Source organism: Rhizobium sp. ARZ01 (genome assembly GCF_014851675.1).
In the GTDB taxonomy this organism is placed as follows: domain Bacteria; phylum Pseudomonadota; class Alphaproteobacteria; order Rhizobiales; family Rhizobiaceae; genus Mycoplana.
This window is the reverse complement of record NZ_JACVAE010000001.1, coordinates 1,049,304-1,066,764: the sequence shown is the minus strand read 5'-3', so window position 1 is coordinate 1,066,764 and position 17,461 is coordinate 1,049,304. Positions and strand designations below refer to the sequence as shown.

The window sequence follows — 17,461 nt, the reverse complement described above, 5'->3', positions numbered from 1 at the left end:
AAGTTTGGAAATCATTCTCTCAAATGTTGGAAGCATGGCAGATCGTCTGGAAGCAATGTCGATCTTGATCGCGGCAGTAGATGCGGGAAGCCTGACGGCCGCAGCGCGGAAGCTCGGCCTCCCGCTAGCGACTGTCAGCCGAAAAATCTCGGAATTGGAGAAGCACCTTGAAGCGCGCCTCTTTCAACGGGCTGGTCGCGGCCTAATTCTTACTGACACAGGTACAGAATACGCATCCTCCTGCCGTCGAATTCTGGAGGACGTGGCCGAAGCCGAACGCGCGGCCGCAGGTGAGTTTCACGCGCCGAGAGGCAATCTCACCATCACCGCGCCGATCGTGTTTGGCCGCCTGCACGTATTGCCCGTCATAGCTGAGTTCTTGAAGACCTATCCGGAAATCAATGTTCGCTTGATCCAATCAGATCGGCTTGTCGATCTGGCGGAAGAGCATGTAGATCTCGCTGTTCGTATCGGCAAACTGCCAGACAGCAGTCTCGTGTTCCGCAACATTGGAACGATCACGCGCATCGTTTGCGCAAGCCCCCACTACATCGAGGAACGGGGAGCGCCCGGACAGCCGATGGACCTGCCAAGGCACGATTGCATCAGCTTCGAGGGCATCACGTCGACCGAGAACTGGTCCTTCACGACTGGCCAATCGGTGGAGAGCATACCAATCCACTCCCGACTTGTGGTCAACACAGCAGAGGTCGCAATTGACGCCGCGATTGCGGGGTTGGGCTTGACCCGCGTCCTTTCCTATCAAGCTCGAGAAGCCATCGCACGGGGCATGCTGACAACGGTTCTTGACGACTACGAACCCGACCCGTGGCCCGTCAGTCTCATTTACCCTTCCCGAGGACGGATACCGCAGAAGGTCAGAGTTTTTCTCGACTTCGCGACATCGCGGTTGAAGGATCGCCTCAGTGACCGCTAAGCGCCCCATGTCGGTCGTAGAGGCCAGCTTGGCCGCTTCCCGAAAGCAGACGTCGGCAGTGACAAGGCCGGACGACGGGATTGCGCCTTCATTTCGGACGCAAGACTGCAGCCAGATCCCAAAAATAAAGTCAGGCGGCCAGTTCGCGCCAGAAGCGGACCAGTGCTTGAGCAAGTAGATTTCGGCCCTATTACATCAGTTTTGACTCATTTCGGTGCCCGACTCATTGCCCAGAGCGTGGGCGCCCCCGCAAACGGATGCCCCTCCACGGCGATTACGAAGCCAAGCCGACGATAGAAGTCGTGGGTTCGCGGAAAGGGTGTTTCCAAATAGCATGGCGCGCGCGACCGGTCGGCGTTCTCCAATACCGGGGCAAGCAGGTGAGATCCAATGCCGCTACCTTGCATCTCAGGCTCAACACCGGTGAAGAAAAGGTACCAATGCGGCTCGGAGGGATGCCAGGATTCGAGCCCAGCGAAGCCTTCGAATAGGGCGGCCGCAGCTTTTGGGTCGATCGCGCGTACCCAATTTTCAGTCAGCGTTTGGCGCCTGAGGTCCCTGACGGTCGATTGTCCAGCGTCTGGTGGCCGCCAGACCGCCGCCGCCACGATCTTCTCATCCATCATGGCCGCATAGACGTGCCCAAACCTTATGTGCGCACGCACCACATCGTTAAAGAAGGCTCGAAACACCTCGGCGCGCCGGTTGGCTTCAGGAAAGTAATACGAGAAGATCGGGTCGGGCATGAATGCCCGCGTCAGCATGGCAACGGCCTCTTTCACTCTGGTGAGTGGCAGCCGACCAATGACCAGTTCCACAACGTCGCCCCTGCTTGACTGCTGGCTCTCAAACTCGTCGAAAGAAATTGTATTGACGCAGTTTGAAGGAGTCAAACCGGCCGAACTTCCGTTTCGGCCCAGGAGTGGACGCCGGCTCTCGCTGGCCTTTCCCTGATAGCGGTCTCTCGGACGCGCCAAGCCTGCCGGCTTGATCAGCCTTGCGGCACCTTGGGCATTGTTGACTGTCTGCACCACGAGCACATAATGCAACGGATCCCATGCGGAGAGGTTCTTAAAGCAATCTATCAAGCAACCCATTTAACAAGGTCATCGAAGTTAGAGACGTCCGACGGGTGCAGTCAAATTGATAGAGGAGGAATCCATGGGCTGTGTTTGGAAGAATGCAGCATTGCCGCCACACGCGCTCGGAGCACTCGCTTTCCTGGCGCTGTCAGGTCAATTGGTCTCAACGGCTTATGCACAAGTCGAGCCATTTAACACCTTTCCGTTCGCGATCACTTGCAAAAACAAGGATACAAATCTTGTGTTCTACCTATCCAGGGTTACCGAGGGTGGAACTGCCACGTACGTAGCGTCGGATAGAATTGCTGGTACGATCACCTTAGACGGTAAAGCGAAAGCGATTGGTGACGTAGGCGGGGGAAGCTGTGTCGGTAAGACGCTGCAAGAGCTACGAACGTCTGGTCAAGCGCTCGACATCAAACCATAACAGACCAGTGAGTACGGCGCGGGCAGCCTAGTGCCGGGTGACCGGCGGTCTGCCCACAGGGGGAAGCGCGCGCAACAGCCTCTCAAGGGTGTCTGTGTCTCGCACGCCCTGACTATAGTGGACCAGAATCGAACGAGCGAGACTGCTGGCTCCGTCGCTGCCCCGCGCCAAACCGCGTTTATCGCAGAGTTTTTGAAAAATTCGCTGAATTTCCTCCAAGTCCTCGGGAGGAAATATACTCATCTCTTCAGGGCTGAGTACGTTCTTCATCACCAAAGCCGCCCGACCGAAGCATCGTCAACTTTCTCATCCGAAGGTTTGGTTCAAAAAGCACGGCAGACAGAGAACCCGCCGCAGGAGGTGTAGCAACATGCACGATCCGACAGTGTACGCCTCGCCCTGGCATCGAACGATAGCCAATTCTATCTATCTCTTGAGGATGCCGGTCCTGGCAAGCAATGGGCTACCCGCAGCAGTGAGCGCATCGTAGGTCGCTGTCGACGTTTTCACCTTTGCTGAATTGAAGACCCATCAAGGCCTATCAAAGGAGATAGAGACGAGCGCAATCGGGAGCGTGTCATGTGCAGAAACATAAGAACCCTGTTCAATTTCGATCCTCCGGCGACGGACGAAGAAATCCACGATGCTGCATTGCAGTTCGTGCGCAAACTGAGCGGAACGATCAGACCATCAAAGCGGAATGAAGCGGCATTCGATCGCGCAGTAAGTTCAATCGCGGCATGCGCCCGCGAACTGCTCGATTCTATGGAGACGTCACAACGGCCACGCAACCGTGAGAACGAAGCCGCAAAGGTGCGCGCGAAAAATGCAGTCCGGTTCGCTTGATCTACTGGCAGTCGGGCTCACGGCGAGACGCTAACGCCGTGGCGCTGTTGTGCCAGCACATTTCCTTCGTCCGCTGTGCGCCCCCGCATTGCCGCCGTTCAGGCCGTCCGCAGGCAGTCCGAGAAGCGGACGTTCGCTCAAGGGGAGCCAGGCTGGACCGCACCTGAAGTGGGGTATATTCTAGGCTTTGGCTAACTGCTGACAAGCGAAGCCCTATGTCCTACAGCGGTCGACAAGAAATGCGCGAGGTCGGTCACCAGGGCTGGCTGGAGTGATGGCCGGTGAACGTGGCCACTCGTTCTCGAGATGAGCAAAAGCGGAGAATCCCAGGCAGCCTGCGCGCTTGGGCACGTGGCTCACCCGTGCCATCTCACGTAAGGGCGACCGTAGCGAAGCCAATAGTTGCCGTCGATGCCATCTTCCATAGGCTAAAGCAGGCACGCCGCCGCAGTTCGCTGTCGGTGTACGGGTGATCACCGACGATACTGGATTTTCACGGAGGGCATAGAGCCACAATAGAAAGCCCCGTGAGCGGCAGGTGGGAAGCGACAAGGGTAACCCGGCACCGGCAGAGCCCCGCAGTGGAGGAGGACGACAATGAGCAGGATGTGGCAGTCCGTTCTGATCCTGGGAACTTTCCTGACAGGCGTGATCGTGGTCGCCTTTGCCGAAGTGGCTTCGCCGACGCAGTTCGTGAAGATTGACCAGAACGTCGATCAGGCAACGCTCGACGAATATCATTACATGGATCAGGGGACGCGGCTGGTACCCGCGGCGTGGCTGGTTTCGCTTGAAAGAACGGACGGCGGCGGTAAGTTTATGAGCAGCGACAACATGCGACGGCTCGGGTTTCTTGTAGACAACGTCGTTACCGACAAGATGAACCCATATGGGTGGCCAATCGGTTTCACCGTCAGCGATGCGAGCAAGACAGATGGCATCCCAATCGCCGGCATCAACTGCGCCAATTGTCATACCGGTCACATCGAGTACAAAGGCACCGCCCTTCGCATTGAAGGCGGCCAGACGAACGCCTGGGCAAACAATTTCTTTTACGAGATGTTTAGCGCGTTCGCCGCCACGGCGGCGGATCCAGCCCGGCGCGCCCAGTTCTTCAAGGAAGCGATCAAGGCTGGCTACCCAGCCGACCGGATAGAAGCCGATTTCGAAGCCGAAGCCGCCACATTCGATCTCGAGGCCTCAAGAGTAAGGGATTATCTCTATGTCGGTCCCGGGCGATCCGACGCCATTCAGGGCATCGTAAACAGGATCTACGCCCATAGCTTGATGGAGCCGGCAAACAATAGGGACCCGAATGCGCCTGTCGATCGCCCGTATCTTTGGGATGTGGGACGCTTGAGCTGGGTCGAGTACAACAGCTGCATACCAAGGAAAGCCTTATCCCGGAATATCCTCCAAGTCCTCGGTGTCGCCGCGACAACGCATATCGTCGATCGCAAGACGGGCGCGCTAAACCCCGAGCCCCTGCGTTGGGAAAGCTCGATCCAGCTCGACAATTTGATATGGCTGGAGAAGGTTGGTGATCGCTTACGTGCCCCGACTTGGCCGGAGGGCGTGCTCGGTCACATTGATCAGACGAAGGCGGAACAGGGTAGGCAATTGTTCGCCGCTAACTGTGCCGCCTGCCACGGCATAAAGCAGCTGCCGGACGGCAGCTGGGATGCGCCCGTCATACCTCTCCAAACAATTGGTACGGACCCAGGGCAGGCGACAAATTTCGCGGCGTATACCTATGACGGGACAAAGATCGGCCTGAGCAAGGACGCGCGCGGCGTCGACGCTGCCATCGTCGTTAACGCGTTCCGCAGTCACCTCTACGCCGAAAACCACACGCCGAAGGCCGAGCAAGAGGACGACGTCAAATTTGAGGCCCCCTGCGGCTACAGGGCGCGCCCCCTGATCGGTGTCTGGGCAACCCCGCCCTTCCTCCACAATGGCTCAGTCCGCACCGTCTTCGATCTCCTGAGCGATACTCGCCCGGCTAAGTTTCCCGTCGGCAGCAGCGAATACGATCCCACTCATCTCCGCTACACCGAGGGTGAAGGCCTGACGACGATGGTCTTCGACACGTCTATCGTCGGCAACAGCAATGCCGGTCACTGGTGGACCGATGACACGGGCCGGCCCGGCAGGATCGGCCCCAAACTGGCCGATGCCGACAAATACGCCATCATCGAATATCTGAAGGCCGCGACGTATGACAACTATCCGTCGGAAAAGCGCGATTACGAGGCGACCATGCCATGCCAGAACGATAGGGATTGGGCGAGCAAAAAATAGTAAACGCGCGTTGAGGAAGCCGGCAAGAACGCGAATGGGTGAACTCTATGTCCGACCATGCAGACGGTCCGAGGACGGCAGCCGACCCATCGATTGATGTCAGCGATTTTTTTGCATTCATCAACACGACCGATCCTCGGCGCACCGTCCTAATCGCCAATGTCTTCCCCTTCGCGGGCGAAACCGCCCTGTTCTCGAACGCGGTCAACCACAGCATTGTCGTGCGCCGGATGCGCGTCGCTGGCATTGGCAATGCGACGTCCTTCGTGCCTGCAGATACGGAGATCCGGTTCACCTTCCAGTTCGAGGTTCTGCAGCCCCGGCCGGACGGGGAGCGCCCGCGCCAGACTGGTGCCTGCTTCCTGCCAGATGGTCGGACCCTCACGATCGTCGTCGATGACGAGGCAGGCGCATCGACCCCTAACGGGGAAGTCCGGGTTTTTGCAGGCTTGCGATCCGAGCACTTCTACATTGGTTGGATACCCTTCCCGGAACTGATCTCGGCTCCAAATTTTGTGCAAGAAAACAATGTCCTCAGCATGGTCGTCGAGTTGGATACGGAGCGGATCCTGGAGCCAGACAAAGGTTCGCTCTTTGGGGCGATCGCCGAGACCACACCCCGCGGCCCTCCCCCGCAGTCTGTCCCTAACTGGACTCCCCCGCCCACATTTGGGCTTGCACCGCCTCGCTTCGACTGGGTAGGCCGGCCCGAGCTGACCAATTTCTGCCTGATCGGTGTTCCCGACGCACCGGATCTCCGCGATTTGTGGAATCAGGAGGAACCCTTCGCGATCAGAGAAGACCTTCTGCCGGTGTACCGGGAAAGGCTGAGGCGCAGCTTTCAGTTATGGGATATGAGGGACGGAAATGTCGATTGGGACCCTGCCGCACTCGCCGCCAACGTCAATGTATTTCTGAACGACTTCCTTCTGTTCGATGTGGCAAAGCCCATCACCGACACCAGCCATTTGGAGATCGAGAGGAGCACTATAGACGATCGCACCTACACGACCGGCGGCGGGCGCACCCTCGATGCGAATGCCGTCGATATTCTGGTGACATGGCTCGTCAATCACGATCACGGCCCCTTCTTGCAGGGCGGTGCCATGGGTGCGACGCAGCCGGGAGGAACGAGCTTTCCCTTCGTCAAGCCGCCTAACAAGTCGCTGCTGGAGATCACCCGCAGCGTTGACCTCGCGGCGTCGCCGCAAGACGTTTGGGCCGTAATCGGGCAGTTCGGCGGGCCGTGGCACCCGTTGTTCGCGACCATAAGGACTACTGGAACGGGTATTGGTCAACTCCGCCGCGTCGAGATGATCGACGGTAAGACCATCGTCGATCGCCTAGCGCATATAGACGAGTCACAACGGAGTTTGACCTACACGCTTGTGAGTGGATTTCCGGCCGCTCAGCACGAAGCGACGCTGGAGGTTCGACCAAAGGGAGCGGGCTCCACCGTGACTTGGCGCGTCAAGTACCGGCCAGAGGAGGGGTCAGGTCTCCTTGTCAGCACAATCGTCTCGACATTGCTGAGCGTCGGTCTCGACAGCCTCAAAACGCGCTTCGGATCAGTCCAGTGACTGCTGAGATCGCCTCCTCGATGGGATGGCCGCAAGCAACTGCGGGCGATATCGCCGTGATTAATCTTGAGAGTTCACGAGAACGGTTCTGGCACGTCCTGAGGCGCTGGCCTGAGCGGCCCGGAACTGCGGAACACATCGTAGAGCTAGAGCAGCAACGCGCCCAATTTCTCGGCGATGTGACGGCTCTGGATCGGCTCGCCAATTTGTCGTCGGAACTTTGCGGCCGCATCCCTTTGTCTGCGGAGACCCATCTCATCGCCGCGCAGATCGCCTCAACGCTCCATCGCTTTGCCGATGCAAAGGCGCATCTGGCGGAGGCGGAGGCTCTTGGAGCGCCGCGACTCGTTTCCGGCCGGATTAGACTGACAGTTGAACAGGCATTGGGTGAGAATTTGGCTGCCGTGCTCGCGACGCGACAAGAGATAGCAGAGGCCACAGGAACTCTCGGGGACCTGGTGCCGCTAGGCGCGCTGCTTGCTGATCTCGGAGAGTTCGAGGATGCTGATCGCACCTACGTGAGGGCCATTCGGCAATATCGGGATGCGTCGCCCTTCGCTCTCGCCTGGGCCTGCTTCCAGCTGGGTGTCTTGTGGGGAGAAACGGCCCCGAGGCCGGACCCAAATCGGGCTGCGCACTGGTACAGGCAGGCGGTCGAGTATCTGCCTGTGTACACCCATGCGCGTGTCCACCTCGCAGAAATTCACCTCAATGCCGGTGAATTCGGGGTAGCTGAGGCGTTGCTCCTACCTATCGTCGCTAGCGGTGATCCAGAGATGGGATGGCGGCTTGCCCAAGTGCTGGTGGCCCAGGGGAGAGCCGGCGAGGCAGCGCTCCAGCGCGACGCGGCGCGTTTGGCCTTCGAGACACTTATTACGCGGCACGAACTCGCGTTCGCTGACCATGCTGCCGAATTTTACCTGAGCAGCGGGGCCGATCCCGAACGCGCAAGCGATCTGGCGCGCATCAATCTTGCCAACCGACCGACGCTTCGTGCATTCGAACTCGCCCATGCGGCCGCCTTGGCATCCGGCGACGCGGGTCTTGCCTCGGAGCTTTTCGTCCGGGCGCAAGCGCAATGGGGACACACGAAAGTGTTCACATCTTCGTCCCTGGCGGGGCTGAGTTTTTCTGCCTCCGCGGTCGACAACACCGAGGACGAGCCATGATTCGGCGTCGGTCAGTCATCTTGGGCTTCTGCGGCCTTGTCGCTGCACCGGCTGTTGTGAGAGCAACCTCGATTATGCCCATCAAGGCTAGTAACCACCTCATCATAGATCCCGGAGCCGAGGCCGCCGTGAGATCCGTCTTGTTCACTATTTATGGCTGGGACGTAAGCGCTGGCCAATCCGAAAGGTCCGCTGAGCACATCGTGTCCATTTATCTACCCCGTTCGTGGCGATCGACTTGCACAGGCTTTCTGCCTTAGCGCGCCAAGCTCGGAAGCGGTCAGAGATAGCCTTCGGACAGCGTTCGCCAATACTCCGCTAGGGTCATCTCTCCTCACACTTCTCCGCATGCAATTCTCGCGCAAATCCCTGATGGAGACGGATCATGACTCGGAAAATATCGAAACTTGCGGGCGCATTGCTGACCTTATTGGCAGTTCCTGCAATGGCTTTTGCTCACACTGGCGTAGGGGAGACAACCGGCTTTATGCATGGCTTTGGCCATCCGATCTCTGGTCTCGATCACATCCTTGCCATGGTAATGGTTGGAGTCTTTGCGTTTCAACTGGGCGGTCGCGCCTTGTGGCTGGTCCCGTCGACTTTTGTTCTTGTCATGGCCGTCGGCGGCGCTTTTGGCGTCATGGACGTCGCCGTTCCATTCGTTGAGACTGGCATCGCGTTATCTGCCATCGTTCTGGGCGCGATTGTTGCATTTGGAATTAAGGCCGCCGTTGCCGTAGCGATGGGAATTGTCGGATTGTTCGCGATCTTTCATGGCCACGCGCATGGGGCAGAGATGCCGGAGGACGCTGGCGGTGTTGCGTATGCAGCAGGCTTTATGGTCGCGACCGCGCTTTTTAATGTCGCTGGCATCGCCATTGGCTTTGTCGTTGGCAAAGCGAGCGAGCGTAGCGGCCGCATCGTCACTCAAGCGGCAGGTGGAATCGCAGCGATTGCAGGTGTTGGTCTTCTTACCGGTCTGCTCTAACAACAGGCCGAGGAGAGTCGTCGCGCTTCCACGTTACATGGGAGCCGACGAAGCCCGCATCGGCCGTTACTTGGCCCCGTCTGTATATGACCTCTGACGAGGGCGATCGGCGTGGCGGTCAGATAGGCAAGCGGATCGACGGTGTTGAGCTTGCAGGTTTCGATGAGCGAGGCGATGGTAGTCCAATTGTCGGCTCCGGCGTTGTGCCTGAAATCCCCTAAGCCGCGAGCAAATTCCGTGAAGCGGGTGCGAAGGGCCGCGGGTCGCATTTCTGCGCCGCCGACTACAGCTGTCACTATGCCTGCGGCAATTGAGGGAGGTCGGACCACGCAAAGCTGAGTGTCCGCTTTGCCAACCTTTGGAGACAGAAGTTGACGGTCAGCTGACGGCCCATAGCGGACCTGACCTCGTCCGTCAGCCGCTAAGGTCCCCCATGTTGAGCCTACAGGCGGCCAGCATTCGCTTTTTCGACGGGGTCGTTTGGGAAACTCTCCCGAGATTTCGTGGTAGCGACGGCGAGCCTCGTCAATGGTGTCCCCAGTCGTTGCGCATGCGATCGTCGCCGTGCTTCGCGGAGTCGAGCATGCCCGCGCAGCCGTTGGCTTGAGTATTGGGTGCGTGTTCGTCCATTGCGCGCTTCAAACGCATTTCTAAAGGTCTCCCGACGCATTTCTAACGGCCAGATCGAGCGATTTTGGCCCTCCTAGACGCATATCAACGGGCACGGGACAATCCTCCCTCCACCACCCCACGTGCGCGTGAATGCGCTCACTCTTTAAATTTCCGGGCACTGACACGGTGCCCGGAAATCGCAAAAGAGTAGAAGCGACGGCATCCTCGCCAACGCAACCGGCTCAATGGGCATCGGTCGCCTCTGATCCGCCTTGCCTCTACCCAGAGCCCCGTTACGGAGGCAACCGATGCCACGCAGGCCTCACATAAATGAGTTATTTACAGCAAAAAACGCGCTGCAGGTGGTTCTTCTCCCTGCAATATTCGGGGTTTTCTTTCTGATTGTACCTTTGCCAGAAGAAACTGGCCTAGTCGTACTGATTGGATACGGAATATATATGTATGGCCTAGTTAAAGAGAAAATGGTAACTAGCGATTACGGCATCAAAAACAATGGTTCCACTCCGGACAACGAAAGCCATGGGGAGGACCGCGATGCCCAATAACAAAGTTTCCGACACCAACACATACGCTCGCAAATCCGGGAGCCGGTGTGCCTGTCTCAAGAACACTTTTTCAACCGAGAATTATTTGGACAAGATCAGCACCGAATGCGCGCCGTCGCCCTTAGACTTGATGACAGCTTAGGTCACTGCGGTATCGCCCACCGAGAAGAACTCATCGCGGTCGCAGAACCGAAACAAGCCGTCTTTATGCTAAGATGATACGAGGCAGCGGGTCACCTGCAGCACTCGGACAGTCCTGACACCCGAAATCGCCGCGATGGTCTACCTGCGATGGGTGCCCAAAGCTCCGCCTGTAGCCGCCCCTCTCCTCCACCAAGCCATCTCCCACTCGTTTCCCGACACGTTGTCACGTTGGCACGGCTCCAAGCCGCTGATTCGCATGGTGTTGCACATGTGCACTCGACAGTTCTCTCCCTCGATGGTTCGCTGGCCGTCCTAGCGAGGAGGATGCCATGACCTATGAATGGGATGCCCAACGCGCCAGACGGGCCCTCATCTTTCGAACCGCGTCGATCGTGGCTGCCACGCTCATGTCAGTCGGGGTACCCATGAGCATCGTGATTGCGGCATTAAGATATTGATGGCCCGATCTTCCCAGTGGCGGCCGCGCATGCGGGCTAAGAGCACCACGACGCTTTCTGCCCGGTCCATGCTCGCGCAAGCCCTTCCGACACGAGCTGTTCGCCAACCGACCGCCCATCCCTCATGACGACGCGTAGCTTGCGGCCAAGTTGATCTTCGTCGGGTCCCTGCCAGGCCCTGATATCGAAGGGATCCGCGTTCAAGAGTTCCAACAGTCTCTGCCTCGCTCTTGTCCCAAGTTCAGCTTCGGAAGCACACCCCGGTTCGCCGACTTGCGGCGTGTCGACGTCAGCAATCTTGATCTTCAGGCCATCCAGCCAGAACGTATCGCTATCAATCACGCAGGTGATGCGAGATCCGTCACCACAGACTTTGAACGAGCGTTTTACCGCCACCATCGCAGCAGCTTTGGCAAGTTCAGCTTTGGATGGCTGGGCTTTTGATGCCTCCGATTGCTCTCCAAACCCTGATGTAAACTTTTGCCACCAAGGGTTTTGATCGATATCCGGCGCGAGATAAGCAAACGCAAACACGCCACCGAATGCAATCAGCGAGATTGCAGCGACAATGGCGACAAACGCGCCCGACGACATTTCTCGCCTATTCGCTTGATAGAGACTGATGAGCCTTCCCCATTTCGGCACCCGCGAATTGCTGCAGATGATACCGGCAACTATATTTCTTTTTTCTTATCAGCATTTTATCGCGTGCTTGTTGAACCCGGGATGGCCGTTACAGCGGAGGGCCAAAGATGCCCCCTCACACGCAGTCAGCGCGATGCCACAATGCCTCTGTCGCAAAACCGAAACACGCCGTCACTATGGGCTATCCTGACTCTCAACGACGAGTCCGATAGCAATTACAGACCGCCTGATGACCGAACATCTTTCCCAGAAGATCTTTCCGACGACGCAGCTCGAGGACGCCGACGGGGACGGGCATAACCAGAGCCTGAACCCGACCATGGGCGAGATCATCGGCAAGCGCTTTTCGTGGCGCGGTTTTCTGCAGGGTTCGCTCGCCGTCTCGGCGATCGCTGCGACCGTCGGGCCGGTGGCGCTGATGAGCGCGGACAACGCGCGCGCCAATGGCCGCTCGGCCTTCTCGTTCACCGAGGTCGAGGCCGGCGTCGATGCGACCCACCACGTCGCCGAGGGCTATGACGCCGATATCTTGCTGCGCTGGGGCGATGCGCTCTTTGCCGATTCGCCGGCCTTCGACCCGACGAAGCAGACGGCCGCCGCGCAGGAACGCCAGTTCGGCTACAACAACGACTATGTCGGCTTCATCCCGCTGGACGGTTCGGCCGAGCACGGCCTGCTCGTGGTCAACCACGAATACACCAACCCGCACCTGATGTTCCCCGGCCTCGTCAAGATCGTCGACGGCAAGATCGAGCAGGGCAAACTCTCCAAGGAGCAGGTCGACGTCGAGATGGCCGCCCATGGCGGCACGATCGTCGAGATCCGCAAGGTGGACGGCAAGTGGCAGGTCGTGCCCGAGGGCAAGTTGAACCGCCGCGTCACCGCCAACACCGAGATGCAGCTTTCAGGCCCCGTCGCCGGCCATGACCGCGTAAAAACCTCCGCCGACCCGGCCGGCGCCAAGGTGATCGGCACGCTCAACAACTGTGCCGGCGGGGTGACCCCATGGGGCACCTACATCATGGCGGAGGAGAATTTCCACGGCTACTTCTCCGGCGAACCGCCGGCCGATCATGCGGAAGCTGCCAATTACAAGCGCTACGGCGTTCCGGACGGCGGCTACGACTGGGCGGACTATTACGACCGCTTCGATCTCGCCAAGGAGCCGAACGAGCCCAATCGCTTCGGCTGGATCGTCGAGGTCGACGTCATGGACCCGACGTCTGTGCCGAAGAAGCGCACAGCACTCGGCCGCACCAAGCACGAGGGCGCAGAATCGATCGTGGCCAAGAACGGCAAGGTCGTCTTCTACCTCGGCGACGACGAGCGCTTCGACTATGTCTACAAGTTCGTCACCGACGGCACCTTCAATCCGGACGACCGCGCCGCCAACATGAACCTGCTCGACGCCGGCACCCTGTATGTGGCGAAGTTCGGCGAGGACGGCACAATGCAGTGGCTGCCGCTCGTCCATGGCGATGGTCCGCTCACGCCGGAAAACGGTTTTGCCAGCCAGGCCGACGTGCTGATCGAGACGCGCCGCGCCGCCGACCTTTTGGGCGCCACCAAGATGGATCGCCCGGAAGACGTCCAGCCGAACGGCGTCAACGGCAAGGTCTATGTGATGCTGACCAACAACTCCAAGCGCAAGGCCGACCAGGTCGATGCCGCCAACCCGCGCGCGGAAAACGCCTTCGGCCACATCATTGAGATCGCCGAAGACGGCGGCGACTTCACGGCCACCTCGGGCAAGTGGGAAGTGCTCCTCAAGTGCGGCGATCCGTCGGTGGCCGAGGTCGGCGCCACCTTCTCGACCGAAACAACGAAGAACGGCTGGTTCGGCATGCCCGACAACTGTGCCATCGACGCCGCCGGCCGCCTCTGGGTCTCGACCGACGGCAACTCCAACAAGGCGACGGGCCGTACCGACGGGCTGTGGGCGGTGGACACCGAGGGCGATGCCCGCGCCACCTCGAAACTGTTCTTCCGCGTGCCGGTTGGTGCGGAATTGTGCGGGCCGCTGTTCACGCCGGATGACGAGACGGCCTTCGTCGCCGTCCAGCATCCGGGCGACGGCGGCGAGGACTGGGACGGTCACGGCCGCCCGTCCTACTACGAAGACCTCTCGACCCGCTGGCCGGATTTCAAGGATGACATGCCTGTCCGCCCGGCCGTCGTCGCCATCACCAAGATCGGTGGCGGCAAGATCGGCATGTGAGCCGCCGACATCGGCAATCCGCTGACGACAGACCAGAATGGCCGGGCGCACCCCGGCCATTTTTCTCTCGAACCGATCACTTTTTCGCTATCGCGCCGCAGCCGACTGTGGACGACGGCGCATGATGTGCCCACCACAGCGTAACCACAGTTCCGCTACGCCCCAATTTCCCAGTAAAAACCTAGCAAAAACAGGTATTTCTGCCCCCATTGCCCACAAGCTGGATCGGGCACGCGTTACCACGCCCAAAAAGATCGGATTCAGTCTTTCTTGGTAATTTCCCGTTAGCCTTCGCTTTCTGCGGTTCCATGCGGCGACGTCTTCGCCGTCGTTTCTTGTTTTGCGTAGCGGGTTCCCATGCGTCTATCGGCTGTACCAGCAATCCTTATCCTTGGCATGATGCTCGCGGGCTGCGCCGGCAGGTCCGGCACCGAGGAATCCCAGGCCAAACGTCCTTCCAAGGAGACGACGAACTCCATTGCCCGGATGACAGCGCCCATGCCGTCGGCCGAAGTGGCAGGCGTCGCCGCGGAAGAAAGCGGACATCAGACGGAGCTTGCCTGGGCCGGCCAGGTACCGAACCAACAAGCCTTCGAAGCCGTGACGCGCGACGCCGGCATGGCCATTCCCTCGCAGCGGCCGATGGAGATGCTGGCACCTTCCGCACCCGCCATCGGCTCGACGCCGCGCGGGCGCTCAAAGGTCTACAGCCAGCGCTTCCGTGACGCCAAGCCGATCAATTTCGGCAAGGTCTCCCCGCGCCACCACGCCGTGCACGGCGTCGACGTATCGCGCTGGCAGGGCGAGATCGACTGGCAGACGCTGCGCACGCAAGGCGCAAACTTCGCCTTCATCAAGGCGACGGATGGCGGCGACCATCTCGATCCGATGTTCAGGAAGAACTGGCAGCGGGCGAAGGATGCCGGCATCAAGCGCGGCGCCTATCATTTCTTCTACTGGTGCCGGACGGCCGGCGAACAGGCCGACTGGTTCATCCGCAACGTGCCGAAGGAGGCAGGAGCACTGCCGCCGGTGATCGACGTCGAATACAACGCCGAATCGAGCTGCAAAAAGCGCCTGTCGCGCGCCAAGGTGCTGGAAAAGATGCAGGTCTTCATGGACAAGCTCGAGCGGCACTACGGCCAGCGCCCGATCATCTATACGGCACCGGACTTCTATGCCGACAATCTGGAGGGTGAATTTCTCGACTATCCGTTCTGGCTGCGCTCGGTCGCCGCCCACCCGTCCAAGCGCTACCCGGGCCGCAAATGGGTCTTCTGGCAGTATTCCGGTTCGGGCCTGTCCCACGGCGTCAGCGAGAAGATCGACCTCAACGTCTTCCGCGGCAGCGTTAACGACTGGCACAAGTGGATCGCCGGCCAGTCGAGCTGAAACGACAGACACTGACAGTAGCGGCCGGGCATGCCTGGCCGCTACCTCAATCGAAATCAACCACCTGGTTGTTCAGCGGCAGCTGACTTCTGTGCTCGCCCGACAGCCTCGGATCGATCCTCGCCGCCTCCCCCGTCTCTATCGCATCATCACCGCCTGCCGCGAGCACGCCGCGGCTACCAAATTCTGTGAACACGAAGGGAAGGCCGTTCGCGTTCAATGGCGATGGGCCATCCATCACGTGGAAATGCAGATGGGGTGCCGTGGAATTGCCGGTGTTTCCCAGCAGACCGATCACGTCACCGGTCTTGACGCGGTCGCCGAGTTTCACCTTGAGGCTGCCACGTTGCATATGGGCGTAGAAGGCATAGGCGCCACCACCGATATCCACCACCAGCATGTTTCCGCCGACGTTTTCGGTTGTGATGCCCTTCGCATTTCCACCCGGTATCTGCTCGTCCGCCGCGTCATAGAGATTGACGACGACGCCATCGGCCGCGGCATGGATCGGTACGCCGTAGTAAGCGTAGCTTTCAAGTTTCGAAACATCACCAGTGAAAATGCGGCCACTGTCGTCAAGCTTGACCCAGTCGATGGCAAAGCGCTCCGGCACCCGGAGTTGGCCGTTGATCGCCATCACCGCGCCGCGATGGGAGGTGATCGCATCGCAGCAACCATTGACCGCGACCCAGCCCTTTCCCTGGAGCGGCGGCGCGATGACGACTGCGGGGGCGCCGACCGGCGCACTCGCACCGGTGAAGGTGAATGTCGCCGGTACCGGCGCATCCTTCGGCATCGGACTCGGCTTTCCATCCGGGCCGGAGGCTTGCCGCGTGGCAGTGATCCGCGCTGACACCGCCGGCGGCAGCGTCTCTCCTTCACCAAAGCTCACGTCCATGAACACGGCAGCAGATCCGCCCGACGGCAGAAGGCGCCCTTTTGTCCCGAATGCCTCCACCATTGTCGCCAGGCTGTCACCTTCGAGCGTCCAAAAGCTGCGGCCGGCACCGTCCACGGCCTCGACCTTGTCGAGCGTCACGAACAACCGGCTCGGATTGACGACCATCAGCTCGTAAGCCAGATGAACCCGCCCGTCGGCGCCCAATACGGGATTGGGCACGGCGACGGGACGCACTGCAATGGAACTGACGATCTCGTCCGGTTTCAGCGATTGAGCGGCGGCAGCGGGCGCGAGGAGAAGCGCCAAGGCAGCCACAAGCATTGGCTGGACACGCATGTGTGTCTCCGTCGAAATGGCCGAGGATACAAAGACCCATTGCCGGTATACGGCATCGGGCGCGCTTGGAAGTTTGCCACACGCCTCAATTGGATGCCACTTAACCTGGCTCGCATCACGCAATCGTGGCAGTTGCTACTCACTCGCTTTCGCACCAGGTTTGGTACAAGATGCGGCACTTGCGTTTTCGCCATCCTTGCCGAAGCAGGTCGATCCCATGCGCGCACAGAAGATCCTTCCGCGCTGTCTGTTGCTGCTGTTGTGTGCGGCATTTCCCGCCATGGCCGACGAATCCGCTTTTCTGCAATCGCTGGCCGGCAAATGGAGCGGCAAGGGCACCGTGATCACCCGCATCGGAAGGCCGGCGATCAATGTCAATTGCCGTCTCGTCTCGACCGCCGACGATACTTCGGTGGAAATGAAGGCGACTTGCCGGGGCCTTCTCGTGGTGAGCCGGACGATCTCCGCCGCGCTGGATGTTAACGCCGGGCGATACATCGGTATCTACATCGGCCCGACCGGCCGCCGATCGACACTCTCCGGCAGCAGACAGGGCGATTCCATCAATCTCGCGGTCCGCTGGAGCAGGCTCGTCAACGGTGACCGGTCCGCGCAGATGATGATCCAGAAGATCGGAAACAACGGCCTCCGGCTGCGCACCGTCGACAAGGACCTTTCGACGGGAAAAGACATCGCAACGAGCGATATCGTCTTGCAGCGAAGCTAGTGCGTGCGCCCGAAAGGGGGAGCCGGTTTCGGGATAAAACATGCGTGAAAAGACCTTAAGCGCGGCAAGTGGGTCTGACAGATCGCGACGCGCTTTAGGCTCGGCGACCCGCCTGCTGCAAGAATGACAAGT

At 59.6% G+C, this 17,461-nt stretch carries 15 protein-coding genes and 1 pseudogene; 11 read left to right on the top strand and 5 right to left on the bottom strand.

The window, feature by feature from the left end; all coding sequences use genetic code 11:
* Positions 1–34: 34 nt before the first annotated feature.
* The gene (locus tag IB238_RS05090; protein ID WP_192247360.1) at positions 35–937 is read left to right on the top strand and encodes a LysR family transcriptional regulator; all 903 of its coding nucleotides are present in this window, start codon (positions 35–37) and stop codon (positions 935–937) included.
* Positions 938–1,143: 206 nt separating this feature from the next.
* On the opposite strand, the gene IB238_RS05085 is transcribed toward IB238_RS05090, so the two are convergent.
* On the bottom strand, positions 1,144–1,755 hold the full coding sequence (locus IB238_RS05085) for a GNAT family N-acetyltransferase (protein WP_192244134.1): 612 nt from the start codon (positions 1,753–1,755) through the stop codon (positions 1,144–1,146).
* Positions 1,756–2,098: 343 nt separating this feature from the next.
* Between IB238_RS05085 and IB238_RS24485 the strand changes: the two genes are divergently transcribed.
* The 6 genes from IB238_RS24485 (at position 2,099) to IB238_RS05060 (ending at position 9,330) form a co-directional block, all read left to right on the top strand.
* Positions 2,099–2,446: a hypothetical protein gene (locus tag IB238_RS24485; protein WP_246723477.1), complete on the top strand. Its 348-nt coding sequence runs from the start codon at positions 2,099–2,101 to the stop codon at positions 2,444–2,446.
* A 579-nt stretch (positions 2,447–3,025) separates the two neighbouring features.
* Positions 3,026–3,292 (top strand): DUF2277 domain-containing protein, encoded by a 267-nt coding sequence (locus IB238_RS05080; RefSeq protein ID WP_192244132.1) that lies wholly within the window; start codon positions 3,026–3,028, stop codon positions 3,290–3,292.
* Positions 3,293–3,946: 654 nt separating this feature from the next.
* Complete coding sequence (locus IB238_RS05075; protein WP_192244130.1) at positions 3,947–5,593, top strand: di-heme-cytochrome C peroxidase; 1,647 nt, start codon at positions 3,947–3,949, stop codon at positions 5,591–5,593.
* Positions 5,594–5,640: 47 nt separating this feature from the next.
* The gene (locus IB238_RS05070; protein WP_192244128.1) at positions 5,641–7,173 is read left to right on the top strand and encodes a DUF4331 family protein; all 1,533 of its coding nucleotides are present in this window, start codon (positions 5,641–5,643) and stop codon (positions 7,171–7,173) included.
* Positions 7,170–8,342 carry a hypothetical protein gene (locus IB238_RS05065; RefSeq protein WP_192244126.1) on the top strand — a complete coding sequence of 391 codons (1,173 nt, stop codon included), beginning with the start codon at positions 7,170–7,172 and terminating at the stop codon, positions 8,340–8,342. Before IB238_RS05070 ends, IB238_RS05065 begins: the two co-directional genes overlap by 4 nt.
* Positions 8,343–8,727: 385 nt before the next feature.
* Positions 8,728–9,330 carry a HupE/UreJ family protein gene (locus IB238_RS05060; protein WP_192244124.1) on the top strand — a complete coding sequence of 201 codons (603 nt, stop codon included), beginning with the start codon at positions 8,728–8,730 and terminating at the stop codon, positions 9,328–9,330.
* Here the strand turns inward: IB238_RS05060 and IB238_RS24480 are convergent.
* Positions 9,327–9,536 (bottom strand): annotated as a pseudogene (locus IB238_RS24480) (transposase domain-containing protein); the annotation flags it as partial. The gene IB238_RS05060 and the pseudogene IB238_RS24480 overlap by 4 nt on opposite strands.
* 319 nt (positions 9,537–9,855) lie before the next feature.
* Positions 9,856–9,978, bottom strand: a complete 123-nt coding sequence (locus IB238_RS24905) for a hypothetical protein (protein ID WP_281414430.1) — start codon at positions 9,976–9,978, stop codon at positions 9,856–9,858.
* 272 nt (positions 9,979–10,250) lie between these two features.
* On the opposite strand from IB238_RS24905, the gene IB238_RS05050 reads away from it, so the two are divergent.
* Positions 10,251–10,508, top strand: a complete 258-nt coding sequence (locus IB238_RS05050; RefSeq protein ID WP_192244122.1) for a hypothetical protein — start codon at positions 10,251–10,253, stop codon at positions 10,506–10,508.
* A 638-nt stretch (positions 10,509–11,146) separates the two neighbouring features.
* Here IB238_RS05050 and IB238_RS05045 read toward each other — a convergent pair.
* Positions 11,147–11,704 carry a thermonuclease family protein gene (locus tag IB238_RS05045; protein WP_192244120.1) on the bottom strand — a complete coding sequence of 186 codons (558 nt, stop codon included), beginning with the start codon at positions 11,702–11,704 and terminating at the stop codon, positions 11,147–11,149.
* Positions 11,705–11,984: 280 nt separating this feature from the next.
* Here IB238_RS05045 and IB238_RS05040 point away from each other — a divergent pair, with 280 nt between their 5' ends.
* On the top strand, positions 11,985–13,973 hold the full coding sequence (locus IB238_RS05040; protein WP_192244119.1) for a PhoX family phosphatase: 1,989 nt from the start codon (positions 11,985–11,987) through the stop codon (positions 13,971–13,973).
* A 357-nt stretch (positions 13,974–14,330) separates the two neighbouring features.
* The gene (locus IB238_RS05035) at positions 14,331–15,365 is read left to right on the top strand and encodes a GH25 family lysozyme (protein WP_192244117.1); all 1,035 of its coding nucleotides are present in this window, start codon (positions 14,331–14,333) and stop codon (positions 15,363–15,365) included.
* Positions 15,366–15,411: 46 nt separating this feature from the next.
* On the opposite strand, the gene IB238_RS24900 is transcribed toward IB238_RS05035, so the two are convergent.
* On the bottom strand, positions 15,412–16,602 hold the full coding sequence (locus tag IB238_RS24900) for a M23 family metallopeptidase (RefSeq protein WP_192244115.1): 1,191 nt from the start codon (positions 16,600–16,602) through the stop codon (positions 15,412–15,414).
* A 217-nt stretch (positions 16,603–16,819) separates the two neighbouring features.
* Between IB238_RS24900 and IB238_RS05025 the strand changes: the two genes are divergently transcribed.
* A complete protein-coding gene (locus IB238_RS05025; protein WP_192244113.1) occupies positions 16,820–17,329 on the top strand; it encodes a hypothetical protein in 510 nt (169 codons plus the stop codon).
* The last annotated feature ends 132 nt before the right edge of the window (positions 17,330–17,461 follow it).

Bases quoted from the DNA above. Each gene is read 5' to 3' on its own strand.
- IB238_RS24905 (WP_281414430.1), bottom strand. From the start codon at position 9,978: ATGCGTTTGAAGCGCGCAATGGACGAACACGCACCCAATACTCAAGCC.
- IB238_RS05035 (WP_192244117.1), top strand. From the start codon at position 14,331: ATGCGTCTATCGGCTGTACCAGCAATCCTTATCCTTGGCATGATGCTC.
- IB238_RS05090 (WP_192247360.1), top strand. From the start codon at position 35: ATGGCAGATCGTCTGGAAGCAATGTCGATCTTGATCGCGGCAGTAGAT.
- IB238_RS05060 (WP_192244124.1), top strand. From the start codon at position 8,728: ATGACTCGGAAAATATCGAAACTTGCGGGCGCATTGCTGACCTTATTG.
- IB238_RS05080 (WP_192244132.1), top strand. From the start codon at position 3,026: ATGTGCAGAAACATAAGAACCCTGTTCAATTTCGATCCTCCGGCGACG.
- IB238_RS05050 (WP_192244122.1), top strand. From the start codon at position 10,251: ATGCCACGCAGGCCTCACATAAATGAGTTATTTACAGCAAAAAACGCG.
- IB238_RS05040 (WP_192244119.1), top strand. From the start codon at position 11,985: ATGACCGAACATCTTTCCCAGAAGATCTTTCCGACGACGCAGCTCGAG.
- IB238_RS05025 (WP_192244113.1), top strand. From the start codon at position 16,820: ATGCGCGCACAGAAGATCCTTCCGCGCTGTCTGTTGCTGCTGTTGTGT.
- IB238_RS24485 (WP_246723477.1), top strand. From the start codon at position 2,099: ATGGGCTGTGTTTGGAAGAATGCAGCATTGCCGCCACACGCGCTCGGA.
- IB238_RS05045 (WP_192244120.1), bottom strand. From the start codon at position 11,704: ATGTCGTCGGGCGCGTTTGTCGCCATTGTCGCTGCAATCTCGCTGATT.
- IB238_RS05070 (WP_192244128.1), top strand. From the start codon at position 5,641: ATGTCCGACCATGCAGACGGTCCGAGGACGGCAGCCGACCCATCGATT.
- IB238_RS24900 (WP_192244115.1), bottom strand. From the start codon at position 16,602: ATGCGTGTCCAGCCAATGCTTGTGGCTGCCTTGGCGCTTCTCCTCGCG.